This window comes from Undibacterium pigrum, from assembly GCF_003201815.1.
GTDB lineage: Bacteria > Pseudomonadota > Gammaproteobacteria > Burkholderiales > Burkholderiaceae_D > Undibacterium > Undibacterium pigrum.
On sequence record NZ_QJKB01000003.1, the window covers coordinates 41,025 to 54,325 of the forward strand.

Here is a 13,301-nt window from a genome sequence, read left to right on the forward strand (position 1 = left end):
CGCAACTGTTCCGCCTATCTGTTGATTGCTATTTAGTATTGGTAACGCACTTCTGCAAACAGATTACGTCCAGGCAAAGGGTGAGATTGATACGCCCGGTAATCCATTACATTGTCTATTCCTCCCGCCAACTCCAGACCTTTGACTGGCTTGAACAAGACACGCAGATCGAGCTGCTTGACACGCGACAAGCCTCCGTAGGTGTCTGGATTGGTATCCAGATTCAGCATGTCATTGTATTGACGCCCGGCATAACGGTAGCTACCCGCCACACTCCAGCTACTGCTTGGCGCGTAACTCAGTGTGACTGAACCACGGATACGAGGTATGCGTACCCAGGTCTTGCCCACTGAAGCCATGAAATTATCGTTCTCGATGATTTTAGAATCATTCAAGGCCAGATTTCCATCCAGATTCAGGCCGTTAATGAGCAGGTTGTCAATGTCGCCAGCCAGTTCAATACCACGTGTACGTACCAGCCCTACGTTTTGTACATTGGTGATGCTAGGGAAAACAGCCGTATTGGTCTGACTCCAGATGGTATCGCGTATGCTGTCCTGAAAAAGGGATACCCGCAGACTGGCATTGCGGTAGCGTTTTTCCAGCATCAATTCAATGGCATCGGATTTTTCTGGGCGCAAATCAGGATCATTCAACACAATGCTGCTGCCGGATTGCGTGCCCTGGAATAACTCGGCAACCGTGGCAAAGCGCGTACCTCGTCCAGCAGAAAGGCGGGCAGTAATATCATCTGCCGCTTCCCAGGTGACAGCCAGTTTGGGGGACAGTGCTGTGATACTGCGCTCCGGGTAAGCTTGAGATGCGCCCGGAATAAAACGCTGATTACCGTTGTAGGCCTTCCAAGATTCCCAGCGTGTACCTATGGTTGCCTTCCAGTCTTGAGCAAAGCGCCAAGCATCTTGCGCATATAAAGCAAACAGGCGCGTATCGCCACCTACAAACTGGTTTTCATCACCAGCGCCGCGACGCCAATCTGTTGTCAGAGCCCGTGTGCTTTGTGCCAGATGATAGTCATTGGCATGCAAGCCAAAAGTCAAGTAGTGTGCGCCACCAGTCCAGTCACCTTGTACTGGGCTATAGGTAGATTGCAGCTCGAAAGTCCGAAATCCGGTACCGTCACGTAAGGTAGACGTACCAGCGCCACCATTAGCGGCAACAGGGTCTGGATTATTTGCAGTGCGCTGCACGTCTTCAATAATGCGGTATTGACTCGCAACTACGGACATATTCCAGCCTGACTGATGACGTGTCTTGACAGTCAGTCCTGCCTGCACATGGCTCTCCTGACGATTGAAAGGGGCGAAGGCCGAGGCTGGTATATCAAAAGCATTGCCGTTATTGCTGACCCGACCCGACCAGATGGTTTGACCGTTAGCATCGCGCAAGAAACTATTATTGCGATTGTCGCTATCATTTTTCCACCAGGCAAGCATGCCCTCTGCACTCAGTGTGGGTGAGAAGTCATAGCCAAATGCGGCTTTTCCTGTGGTTTGTATGGTGTGATCAATAGCACCAGCGTTTGCCCCAAATATGGCCCGTTTTTGCCCTGTAGGGGCGATGTCATATTGAATCCCACTCACAATCGTCGTCGGCCTGGCTCCTGTTGGTGCTGTGAATATGCCTGCATTATTTGCATTCACCGTGTAGTACTGCATGGGATGACCAGTAGAATCCTGACGATTGAGCATAAGGCGATACCATGCTCCATTCGCGAGTTTGGCACCAATCTGGGCAGACGCCTGTGCGTTGGTGTACGTTTCACTCAAACCGTAGGCATCAAATTTTTCAGACTGCATCGCCAGGCGCGCAGCCCCCTCAAACTGTTTTGGCTTTCTGGTGCTGACAACCACAGTTGTTCCTATGGAGTTGCCCGGATAAATTGCCGAGTAAGGACCATACAACAAATCAACCCGTTCGATTTCTTCCGGTGCAATCATATTCCAGCGTGGTGCATCGAATCTTCCAAGGAAGTTTGAAATCAGATAGCCATCCATCAGCACCAAGCCACGTGGTGCCTGGGTGGTACCGAAGCTACGGCCACCAATGAGGGCATTGCGATCACCGCTGTAACGCTTGCGTATCGTGGTATTCGGCATATTGCGCAACACATCTTCCGGATTGAATATATTTTGCTGCTCGCGGAGTTCCGCCGCAGTCAGGCTGGCAGTTGTCGATGGCAAATTTGCTGCCAGTGGCAAACGGGTGCCGTCTACGGCAACCGTTTGCAATTGTTGTTCGGTAGCGACTCCCTGAGCAAAAACAACAGTAGAAAACGTACTGGCGATCAGTACGGACAGTGGTTTCAACAAGGGTGAAATGCGAAGGTTCGAAGTCATTTGAAATGAAATTACATCTTGAGATTTTTTGACTGCCAGGCTGATGTCTCCAAGAAATCCGGAATAAGTTGCTTTGACGTACACGGTCCTTTGACATGACATGATGACAAACGTCAATCGCTACACAATTGAATGTGACAGAAGCTTAAAACCGGACTAAGTGGAATTTCCCTGAGTGCAATCAGACATACCCAGAACCACATTGCGATGTGTTCAGGGGACTAGTTGATGATCAGGATTGCGCTGGCGGAGCTCGCGGCTGTGCGCTTGCCCATGAGAATAGTGTTTGTGGAGAGTGATAAAACAGCGAAGGGAAAGCTTCACTCAACGCCATGTCGGGAGAATCTGAAGCATGTGTTGGCAACAGAAACGGCTGATCTGCATGCGGCAGGCAATTGGCACAATGCGCTTTGGCATATTTTGACTGTTGTGGATCAGCATCTGGGCTGTCTTTGACAAACTTGCCTGTAGCGGTGTCGAATAATTTATTGCCGTCAACACTGCAAATTTCGATAAAGCCTGCTTTGACTTTCGTCGGTGCCATTGCGTTTGCTATAGACGGCACGATGCCATTGAACAGCAATGCAAAGCATGCCAGCCAAATGGTGAGGTGTCTGAGTCTAAGGGAAATACGCATGGAGCGGATTATAACCAAACTGACCGCTAATGAAAAACTTGTTTTGAAATTAGGCAGTCTCTGATTAAGGAACCTGATACGAAATTCGGTTCGCTTTTCGCAAGTTATTGATTTTCCGAGCATTAATTTTAAGGAATTGCCCTAAATCAGAGATGCCTTATGTTCGCTACCGAACATACGACTTGATGAAGCCCGCATATCCTTGCCCAAAGAAAACAAACACATCGAATGGTCAGCTTAACCACGCGATGTGCTACCTACCCGCATCTTGACAGTTAAAGTACTTATGTCCTCCAACCTCAAAAAAATAATATTACCTCTTTTCATAATTTCGCCTGCGTTATTTACCCAGGCAAAGGCTAGCGAGATGGAGCAACAGATGTTGCGTTGCTCCGTGCTTGGCGATGCGAGCGTCCGTCTCAGTTGCTTTGATGCCCTGGCCAAAGCATCTACCCCAGTGGAGGCTGACAAACCAATTGCCAAGGCAGAAGCTCTGCAAGACAAGAAAGAGACTGTGGCACCTGAAAAGCCACCAGAAACTGCCCCCGAAATGTCGCGCATGGTGCAACGCTGGGAACTCGATGAGGCATCCAAGCGCGGCAAATTCGTGTTTCGGCCTCATCATGATAATTATCTGCTGGTGGCAAATTACAGCAATGCATCAAACGACGAGCCGTTCAAGAAATTCACGCCTGCCGGCGTCAAATCCAAGCATGTGGAATTGACTTATCAACTGAGCATGAAAATGAAACTGGCTGAAGAAGTGGGTAACTCGCCTGTTGATGTGTGGGTGGCCTACACCCAGCAAAGTTTTTGGCAGGCGTATAACCGCAGTGCATCCAGCCCTTTCCGCGAGACCAATTACCAGCCAGAAGTCATGGCAATGATCCCCATCAATAAAAGCCTGGGTGACTTCAATATCCGCTACCTTAATTTTGGTCTGGTACATCAGTCTAATGGTCAGACCTCGACTTTGTCACGCAGCTGGAACCGCGTCTATGCTGAGCTGGGTGTTGAACACGGCAATTTCTCATTCGGCACCAGAGTCTGGCGTCGTCTGGATAACGCCAGGTCAGATAACGACAATATCGACATCATTGATTACATGGGACATGGCGATATACATGTCAACTATCGCGAAAAAGGCGGGCGCGAATTTTCCCTGACCGCACGCCGCAATTTCAATACCGGCCATGGTGCATTGCAAGCCAGCCTGGCCATGCCTATTACGACCAATCTAAAGGCTTATTTCCAAATGTTCTCGGGATATGGTCAAAGCCTGATTGATTATAATTATTCGCAAAAATCAATCGGTGCGGGATTCATGGTTGATTTCTGATTGCTGCGTGTTATCTCTACATGGCTGTGCATGATTTACAGATGAACAGCCATGCAGACATATCTTTTGCATGTTTTGCAGCCGTAAAGATATGTCCAGCGCGCCGTCCTTAACGCATCCGTCTGGTGGTTTCCCTGGCAATAAGTTCCAAGCCAGGCAAAGTCGTATCGACTTCATTACCCGCTATCAGACCCAGCAAGGTCTTGGTAGCGAGCAGCCCCATGTCGTACAGCGGCTGGTGTATGGTAGTCAGTGGTGGCGTTGTATACAGTGAGCTGGGCAAGTCATCGAAACCTATCAGGGAGATATCTTCCGGCACACGTATCCCCTTACGGTATAGTCCCAGTCTCACACCATAAGCAGAAAGATCGTTGGCGGCAAACACAGCACTGAATTGTTGCTGGGTTTCCAGCAAGCGGTTAATTGCCAGCAAGCCACTTGCCTCATGAAAATTACCCTCAGCCACCAGATTTTTTTCAAAGGGGATATTGGCTTCACGCAGGGCATTTTGATAGCCCTCTTGCCGCTCTGCAGCATCTGTATTATTGGCCGGCCCAGTGACAAAGGCGATGCGCCGGTGCCCCAACTCGATCAAATGCCGGGCTGCCAGATATGCGCCATGGACATTGTCGAGCTTGAAGCCGACCGCAGTCTTGCTATTGAGGCTGCGACCAGTCGCGACGATGGGTTTATCGAGGGCAAATTCCAGCACTTTCTTATCAGCGATACGGCCAGACAGCAAGATAATGCCGTCCACCTTGCGCGCCAGCAAAAGCTTGATGCGGGAAGCTTCTTCATCCGCATTCCAGTGTCCGCTGACGATTACCGATGCATAGCCTGTGCCCTTCAAGCCATCATCGACCCCATGCAGGGTTTCATCAAAAAAGGGGCTGGAAATATCCTGTACGACGATGCCTATGGTCATGGATCGACCACTCTTTAGCCCCTGCGCCAGCTGGTTGGGCTCGAACTTCATTTCTGCAATGGCAGTTTCGACAGCCTTGCGCTTGTCATCAGAGACCTTGGCGGTGCCATTCAGGATGCGAGATACCGTGCTGGGTGATACCCCAGCCTCACGCGCAACATCCAACAAGGTCACCGGTTCATTTTTACTTTTTATTCTGTCAACCACGCAATGCCTTCCCAAGCTGGGTAATTATTTATTTAGTATTTACAACACGTATTCACAATTCAGTGAAAAGCTTTTCACAATTAGCATAACATGGATTTTTGCGCGTGCGCAGTGGCTCTACCTGCTAAGTATCAGCTCTGTACTCAAACATACACAATCGCGATATTTTTGCGTTCGTTTGGCTCACTTTCAAGCCTGTCTTGCCAGCGCTGAAGGAAGCGGAGACGCCGCCCTGCACAAGTGCTCAACCAGTTTTCTATGGTCAGGCAAATCAGCCAGGGCGCGTTGCGCCATCTGGGCTATCATCTGAAATTCCTGTGTAGCCTCCTGATCTTGCGGATAGACAAATTTATTATTCGCCATATCGGTCTGGAACTCCATCCCATACAAAACAAACTGCCAGCTTGATGGCGGATACATTTCCAGGTCTGCGATAAAGTCCATGCGGTGCGGTGGTCGGCAACTCCACATCTTCAGCTTTTCCTGCAAACTCTCTGGTATGGAAGCCACATCCCTGTTATCACGCCAGAATGCAGAGTCTGTTCTTTGGCTCAGGCTGAAATGCATTTTGACAAAATCAACGACGCGCTCGTAGCGCGCTTTCATATGTTGATTGAATTGCGTCGCGACAGCATCAAACTCACCATTGAACGGGAACAGATAAGTCAGCAAATACGCTGCCGTTTCTATCAAGCCTATGCCAGAAGACTCCAGCGGTTCGATAAAACCACCCGACAAGCCTATGGCTACACAGTTCTTTATCCATTGGGTTTCGCGATAACCGACGTTGAGCTTCAACAACCTGGGTGTCATGCCATCTGCCGCAGGTCCTATATAGTTACGCAAGACCTGCTCTGCCCTTGCCTCGTCGGTATGGCGACTGGAAAACACATAACCTGTGCCGCGCCTTTCCTGCAAACCGATATCCCAAATCCAGCCTGCTTCCTGCGCACTGGAGATAGTATAAGAAGGTATAGGCGCGTCCGGCTTTGCATATGGCACTTGCAAAGCCAGGGCGCGGTCAACAAACAGCACATCATTCAAAGACTTGAATGGTGACCCCAGCGTCTTGCCTATCAGGCCTGCACTAAAACCTGTACAGTCAATGAACAAATCTGCCGCCAGCACCTGGCCATCTTGCGTGTGCACGGCTGCAATTGCACCTTGATCATCCAGTTGGACATGCTCTACTGTTCCCAATATCCGGTTCACTCCCAGTGATTGCCCGTGCTCAGACAATAATGCTGCCAGACGGCCAGCGTCGAAATGATAGGCATAATTCATTGGCCCCAGGAAATCTTTGTCGGCAAATCTCTTGGGCCCTCGTGAAGCATCTGCTATGCATTTTTGCATGGTCACTGCATCAGCAAAGGCTGGCTGTTGACCATCGCGCGCAGCCAGGCCTTTCAGCCAGTACGGCAATAATTCCGGCCCACGCTGGCTGGGATGACTGAAGGGATGAAAATAGTGATCAGCACCGGGGCTGCCTGCAGGCCTGACCCAATGATCGAAACGTATGCCCTGTTTGAAGGTGCCATGACATTCCTTGATAAAGCGTGCCTCGTCTACACCTATCGCTGCCAGGGTGCCACGTATCGAAGGAAAACTACCCTCCCCGACCCCGATGATGCCTATGTCTTTTGACTCAACCAGGCGTATCTGTATGCCCTCACGCTCTCTCGTTGACGACAGGTGTTTGGCCATAAAACATGCAGTCAGCCAGCCGGCTGTACCGCCACCTACGATCAATACATTTTTCACGGCTTTCATTTGAGCAAGCTCCTCAGGTTCAGCGAAGGTTCAGCGAAGGTTCAGCGTAAATAGCATGGTGTGCAATCGTATTTCAGTAGCAATTTCCGGTACGCATTATTCAGGCAATAGCAGTGGCGATGCCAGGTAAAACGCAATGAAAACATGCTGGTCAGTCAGTGATAATGTCTGGCCTATTGCCGACAAATCCAGGCAAGGGACGACCAACTGCGCTGCAGTTTTCACTTCAATCCGACTTATATTACAACATTTTGAAAACGTTATCATTTTATGTTTGACACAGAATTCAAGTTTTATGTATTATGAAAACGGTTTCAAAAGTAAATACAAGAAACACTAATAAGAAAACGTTTTCAAAAACGTCATGGTTTAATCAAATTAAAAAAACCAATCCAACCTGTAACAGGAGACATATGAAAATCCGTAATCTTGCGACCCGGAAGGTCGCTATCACACCTATACAACTGGCGATCTTTACCCTGATCACCAGTGTCGGCACAGCCCAGGCGCAAACCCAGACGCCAGCCTCAGCCCCCGCTACTTCGACCGCCAGCCAAACCAAAACTGACAAAGAAAGTTCGACCATCTCTGAAGTAATCGTCACGGGCACCAAACGTGCCACTTCATTGCAAAAAACACCAGTGGCGATCACAGCCATCAATGCAGCGGCACTCGAAGATGCGCATGTACAAAATGTGCAGGACGTCGTCAATCTGGTGCCAGGCTTTCAAGCGACTGGCCAGGGCGACCATGGAGTCATCACCATGACCATGCGCGGCATTGGTAACGACAGTGCAAAAACAGAATATGCAGATCCTGAAGTGGCGATCTTCATCGATGGCATCTATGCACCCCGCCCTGAGGGCGCAACTTCCCTGTTGTTTGACCTGGAAGGCATAGAAGTATTGCGCGGCCCGCAAGGTACTTTGTGGGGGCGTAATGCCACCGTTGGCGCAGTCAATATGCAGACTGCCAAACCAAAAATCGGCGAAAGCTCTGGCTCTGTAGAAGGCGGCCTGGGCAGTTATAAACGTTTTGGCAGTCGTGGTGCTTTCAATATTCCAGTCAGCAGTGAATTGGCTCTTCGCTTCGCATTCGCCCATGAAAAACATGATGGCTATGTGGACTATCAGGCCCCCAGCATGCTGTCACTGGATAGCCAGAAAGCAGCATTTGCCACTTACCTCAAAAATGGTGGAACGGTAGTTCCTTTCCAGCCGATCAACTATGCCTTGTTTGTACAGGATGGCCCAAAATACAGTGCGCAAGACCAGACTGCTGCACGTATCAGCATGCTGTGGAAACCAAACGCCGCTACCAAGATCGACCTGTCCTATGAGAAATTCATAGACCGTGGCACTCCATCGATGAACTTGTTGCAAACGCCACGTGCCGGACAAAATCACTGGTCAGCCCTGATCGATACAGCCCCCTACACAGAACGCGACAGCGATGCCATTCGTGGCCGCATAGAATATGCCATCAACAAGGATATGCAACTGACTTACATCGGCGGCTATTCCAAGTTCAGTGGTTCTTCGCGCTTTGATCAGGATGGCGGCGCCAATGCACCAACCAGCTTTACCTCTGGCGGCAGCATGCAGGCAAACAATACGGTTTCCTCGAACTATAAAAACTTCAGTCATGAGGTAGAACTGCAGTCCATGGGTACACGTGATATAGACTGGCAACTGGGCTTGTACTATGGCTCTGAAACCAATGATATCCGTTTTGATATTCCCATCCTGAATGGCACTTACCAGGGTACAGTGGGCTGGCAGGGTTCTTTTATCCAGCCCAAAGAAACTGTAGAAACCGCTGCTGCTTTTGGCCAGGCAACCTGGAATGCCAGCAATGATACGCATATCACCGGTGGCCTGCGTTACACCCAGGACAAGCGTACGAATGTCGATGGTCGCGGCTATGGCTTTTCCGGCAAGCCTGAGCTTAGCCAGGCGGCGATTACACCGAATGTCAATCCGGCTTTTGCCAACTCCAACTTTGCACCCTACTCTTTCAATGATGGCAGTTACAGTGGCAACAAGGTGACAGGCTTGTTACGCATCTCGCATGACCTCGACAAAGACAATATGGTGTACGGCAGCATCTCCACTGGCTATAAATCGGGTGGCTTGCAAGATGGCGGCAAAACCTATGGACCGGAGACCCTGACCAACTTTGAACTTGGTTCCAAGAGCACGCTGCTGGGTGGCGCTGTCCGATGGAATAATGCGCTTTACTATGGCAAGTTCAAGGACTTCCAGTTCAGTGCACCGGTCACCGCACCAGATGGCACCCGTGGTCTGCAGACATCGAATGCTGATGGCGCAACGGTATATGGTTTTGAATCGGAACTGGCAGCGAAACTCAGCAAGGATGACAAGTTGCAAGTCACCATTGCCATCGCCAAGGCCACCCTGGGCAACCTGGTAGGCGGCTCGAATGATTATGCCCTGCCTGCCTGTAAAATACCCGGCATCAGTAATTGCCTGGATGTGTCAGGCAACACCATGCCACATACGCCAAAATTTTCTGCCCAGGTCTTGTATCAGCACACTTTCCATTTGAATGAAGGCACACTGACACCACGCATCAGCCTGCACTACGAGACAGAAACCTGGTTGAGTGTCTTTAACTATGGTGAAGGTGACAAGCAGGAAGCCTATGCCCGTGCTGACCTGGGTCTGCGTTATCAATCCACAGGCAAATCCAGCTGGTATGCTGACTTCTTTGTGCGCAATGTCGGTGACAATAAAGTCAAAACCAGTGCCATGAATGCCAATGGCCCATGGCAGGCGCAGTATCTGCCACCACGCACTTTTGGTGTCAATGTTGGCATTGACTTCTAAATACCAATACTGGCCATAAGCAGTAAGAAGTAAGCGCCAGCATGTAAATCGCCCCGGTCCACGCAAGTGGCCGGGGGTTTTCTTTATCCATCTTGAAAACAGACGTTTTAGCATTGTTTAACACAAGTGCAAATTACAAACATTGCATTATGTAAATTCACCATTAGAATGAATACTAGCCTGACGATAACAGCGCTTCCACGTTTGCACAATTTCAATGACAGGAGATCAAGATGCGAAGATTATTCATCAAAGCTACACTTGCCACGCTGGGTTTCTCACTGATGACAGCCAGTCTGCCCACTGTCGCTTCAGAAAAAGGAAGTGCTGATGAAGCCGTTGCCCTGGTGAAAAGAGCCGCTGCCTACCTGAAAGAAAACGGCAAGGAAAAAGCCTATGCCGAATTCAACAATACCAGCGGGCAATTCGTTGTTAAAGATTTATATGTGTTTGTGTACAACACAAATGGCGATGGCATTAACCGCGCCCACGGTGCCAATCCCAAGATGGTGGGCAAAAACCTGCTGGACTTAAAAGATGTCGATGGCACGCCCATCGTGACGAAATTCCTCAATGTTGCCAATGGCAAAACTGGTCAGGGTTGGGTTGAGTACAAATGGCCCAATCCCACCACCAAGGTACTGGAACCAAAATCCACTTATATAGAACGTGTAGGAGATGTGTTGATAGGTTGTGGTATCTACAAGTAAGAGAATAAATGCAAGATATTCAGGCTGAGGCGCAAACTTGATTGTGCCTCAGCCTGATGTGCGTCAGGCACTTCAAGCCTTGCAGATTTCGCGTATCAATAGAAAGCTTGCTCCATTTCTATCCGGACTGCGATATACCCCCTTTGCATTGAGTACATGGGCTGCTGCTGCTGCCATGTCCCAACCATCTCCTTCTTCTGCTTCCCATTTCGCTGTAATCAGGCAAGGGTAATCGTGCGACTCACCAAAATCGCGGACGGCAATGATGCGAGTGCGTATATTTTCCAGCAAGTGAAAATTGGCCCAGGCCCATAGCCAGGTATCTGACCTCGATGAATATGAACCAATGAAATCTATCTTTGCAATGACAGCAGGCACACCGCCATTGGAAAACACCAATTCGGCTTTTTCCTGATCCCAGTCATAGCGTTGATGAGAACCCAGGTCAAACTCCTGGTTCAATTGGTCATTCTTGGTTTTAAGCTCTTCAAAACAGGTATCAAGGAAAGCATCCCAGGCATCGAAGACCGGGCCAGCCATACGCGCAAGGCTGGCCGAGCGAGCGCCTTCATAACAGACATGACACATCAATTTGATAGGCACCAGGTCTTCATTACGCTCATTCCATTCACCGCCTTGCGCCAGATAATGCACATTGCAAGCCGCACACCAGGCGTCAGGCCAGTGGTTTTCAGCATCAGGATAGTCTGAATGCCATTTTTGTACAGGATGGCTTATCAAGTGTTCACATACATAAGTGACATGCGCCTTGCCATGCTGTGCGCACTCCAGCGCATCTGATTCTTCCAGTTCTTCATCCATATGAAATTCAGGTTTTCTTTTTTTAAAAACCTGAAAATAGCAGGAAAAACCTGATCTGGCTATTTACTTTTCACAGTAAAAATACCCAAGATTTCATTTGCCCTGCAACTGAGCACTGACAAAATCGCGGTACCAATATGCGCTGTCTTTCAAAGTACGCTGCTGCGTTGCGTAATCCAGATACACCAGTCCAAAACGCCTGGCATAGCCGGAATTCCACTCAAAATTATCCAGCAGGCTCCAGTAAAAATAGGCTTGCACATCAACGCCAGCAGCTATTGCATCATGCATGGCCTGGAAGTGCAATTGCAGGTACTGGATGCGCTGCTCATCATGCACTTTGCCATCTTCCAGTTTGTCAGCAACTGCCATGCCATTTTCAGTGATGTAAATTGGTGGCAAGGCTGGATACTCGGCACGTAGTTTCAGCAATAAATCTGTCATGCCTGAAGGGTAAACTTCCCAGCCCATGTCGCTGAAACCATGCTTTCCCTCAGGCTGCCTGGGCGGTGTCTCGGTACTGACAAAAGCGCGGAAATAATAATTCACCCCGAGAAAATCCAGAGGCTGGCGAATGATCGCCATGTCTTCAGCTTGCACATGAAACTTGCTCATATCCATGCGGTCCAGCGCCTTTTGTGGATAAGTTCCTTTGAAGATGGGGTCCATGAACCATTGCACAGAGCGTGCATATTCCCATTCTGCCTGGGCTATATCAGCAGCTGAGTCGGTAGCCGGCGTCGCTGGCCATTGGTTCAGCACTATGCCCAGTTTGGCCGGGCAATTGATGGCACGCATGGCTTGCAAGGCCAGGCCATGCGACAGTAAAAGATGATGCGACACTTGAATTGCCAGCGCAGTATCTGCCACACCGGGAGCGAACTGGGCATTGCCATAACCAAGATTGGCTGTGCACCAGGGTTCATTATGGGTAGCGATGCTGGCGAGACGATGACCAAAGCGGCGCGCTATTTCTGCCGCATATTCGGCAAAGCGCAAACAGGTATCGCGATTGAGCCAGCCGCCCAGATCTTGCAAGCCCTGTGGCAAATCCCAGTGATACAAAGTCAGGTGGGCTTCGATACCATGTTCTTCCAGTTTGTCCAGCAAGTTGGAATAAAATTCAAAGCCTTTTTCATTCCAGTCACCATAACCCAGGGGCTGCACACGCGACCACGACACCGAGAATCGGTAAGCCTTGAGCCCAAGCCCTGCAATGATGCCAACATCCTCAGCATAGCGATGATAATGATCACAAGCCACATCACCGGTGCTGCCATCAATAATGGTACCAGCTGTATGGGTGAAGGTATCCCAGATGGAAGGACCGCGGCCATCAGTAGCTGCGGCCCCTTCTATTTGATAAGCACTGGTGGCAACGCCCCAGGTAAAAGCAGGGGAAAACTCGGGCATCGTTGATGAATTAGTCATGGTCTTTTTTTGGATAGATTCGCATTCTGCATGTAATGGCGTACGTAATTAAGCACGCCATTAAGCACACAATTAAGCATACATACTGTTTTTATAAATTCTCATACTGCATTCCCTAAGAATTGGCTAAGTCCCCCCCCTTTTATAGCTGGCAGAACTAAAACCATGCATAGCTGCAATACGCACAAAAATTGAAATCGTTTTCATATTTTGACGAATAATGATTTGCCGACATTTAATCAGAGGCCAGATCA

10 protein-coding genes are annotated in these 13,301 nt (G+C 49.4%); 3 read left to right on the forward strand and 7 right to left on the reverse strand.

Features of this window, described 5'->3' with window-relative positions; translation table 11 throughout:
• Positions 1–32 precede the first annotated feature (32 nt).
• Both DFR42_RS11080 and DFR42_RS29755 read right to left on the reverse strand, forming a co-directional pair.
• Entirely contained in the window at positions 33–2,357 is a 2,325-nt protein-coding gene (locus tag DFR42_RS11080) for a TonB-dependent receptor (RefSeq protein WP_170133487.1), read from the reverse strand.
• A gap of 232 nt (positions 2,358–2,589) precedes the next feature.
• Positions 2,590–3,117, reverse strand: coding sequence for a DUF2946 domain-containing protein (locus DFR42_RS29755; protein ID WP_110255060.1), 528 nt, complete (start codon positions 3,115–3,117; stop codon positions 2,590–2,592).
• A 256-nt stretch (positions 3,118–3,373) separates the two neighbouring features.
• On the opposite strand from DFR42_RS29755, the gene DFR42_RS11090 reads away from it, so the two are divergent.
• Entirely contained in the window at positions 3,374–4,333 is a 960-nt protein-coding gene (locus DFR42_RS11090; RefSeq protein ID WP_245936923.1) for a phospholipase A, read from the forward strand.
• Between the two features lie 109 nt (positions 4,334–4,442).
• Here DFR42_RS11090 and DFR42_RS11095 read toward each other — a convergent pair whose 3' ends face one another.
• The 3 genes from DFR42_RS11095 to DFR42_RS29875 all read right to left on the reverse strand — a co-directional run bounded on the left by DFR42_RS11095 (position 4,443) and on the right by DFR42_RS29875 (position 7,460).
• Positions 4,443–5,465, reverse strand: coding sequence for a LacI family DNA-binding transcriptional regulator (locus DFR42_RS11095; protein WP_245936924.1), 1,023 nt, complete (start codon positions 5,463–5,465; stop codon positions 4,443–4,445).
• A gap of 189 nt (positions 5,466–5,654) precedes the next feature.
• Positions 5,655–7,235: a tryptophan halogenase family protein gene (locus tag DFR42_RS11100; RefSeq protein ID WP_110255062.1), complete on the reverse strand. Its 1,581-nt coding sequence runs from the start codon at positions 7,233–7,235 to the stop codon at positions 5,655–5,657.
• A gap of 96 nt (positions 7,236–7,331) precedes the next feature.
• A complete protein-coding gene (locus DFR42_RS29875) occupies positions 7,332–7,460 on the reverse strand; it encodes a hypothetical protein (protein ID WP_281275156.1) in 129 nt (42 codons plus the stop codon).
• 188 nt (positions 7,461–7,648) lie between these two features.
• On the opposite strand from DFR42_RS29875, the gene DFR42_RS11105 reads away from it, so the two are divergent.
• The gene (locus DFR42_RS11105) at positions 7,649–10,084 is read left to right on the forward strand and encodes a TonB-dependent receptor (RefSeq protein ID WP_110255063.1); all 2,436 of its coding nucleotides are present in this window, start codon (positions 7,649–7,651) and stop codon (positions 10,082–10,084) included.
• Positions 10,085–10,317: 233 nt separating this feature from the next.
• Complete coding sequence (locus DFR42_RS11110) at positions 10,318–10,794, forward strand: cache domain-containing protein (RefSeq protein WP_110255064.1); 477 nt, start codon at positions 10,318–10,320, stop codon at positions 10,792–10,794.
• 72 nt (positions 10,795–10,866) lie between these two features.
• Here the strand turns inward: DFR42_RS11110 and DFR42_RS29760 are convergent, their stop codons facing one another.
• Together DFR42_RS29760 and DFR42_RS11120 are read right to left on the reverse strand one after the other, a co-directional pair.
• A complete protein-coding gene (locus tag DFR42_RS29760; RefSeq protein WP_245936925.1) occupies positions 10,867–11,616 on the reverse strand; it encodes a DUF6882 domain-containing protein in 750 nt (249 codons plus the stop codon).
• A gap of 93 nt (positions 11,617–11,709) precedes the next feature.
• A complete protein-coding gene (locus tag DFR42_RS11120) occupies positions 11,710–13,047 on the reverse strand; it encodes a GH1 family beta-glucosidase (protein ID WP_245936926.1) in 1,338 nt (445 codons plus the stop codon).
• Between the last annotated feature and the right edge of the window lie 254 nt (positions 13,048–13,301).

Coding starts and splice junctions, on each gene's coding strand:
- DFR42_RS11080 (WP_170133487.1), bottom strand. CDS start 2,357: ATGACTTCGAACCTTCGCATTTCACCCTTGTTGAAACCACTGTCCGTA.
- DFR42_RS29755 (WP_110255060.1), bottom strand. CDS start 3,117: ATGCTCGGAAAATCAATAACTTGCGAAAAGCGAACCGAATTTCGTATC.
- DFR42_RS11090 (WP_245936923.1), top strand. CDS start 3,374: ATGTTGCGTTGCTCCGTGCTTGGCGATGCGAGCGTCCGTCTCAGTTGC.
- DFR42_RS11100 (WP_110255062.1), bottom strand. CDS start 7,235: ATGAAAGCCGTGAAAAATGTATTGATCGTAGGTGGCGGTACAGCCGGC.
- DFR42_RS11105 (WP_110255063.1), top strand. CDS start 7,649: ATGAAAATCCGTAATCTTGCGACCCGGAAGGTCGCTATCACACCTATA.
- DFR42_RS11110 (WP_110255064.1), top strand. CDS start 10,318: ATGCGAAGATTATTCATCAAAGCTACACTTGCCACGCTGGGTTTCTCA.
- DFR42_RS29760 (WP_245936925.1), bottom strand. CDS start 11,616: ATGGATGAAGAACTGGAAGAATCAGATGCGCTGGAGTGCGCACAGCAT.
- DFR42_RS11120 (WP_245936926.1), bottom strand. CDS start 13,047: ATGACTAATTCATCAACGATGCCCGAGTTTTCCCCTGCTTTTACCTGG.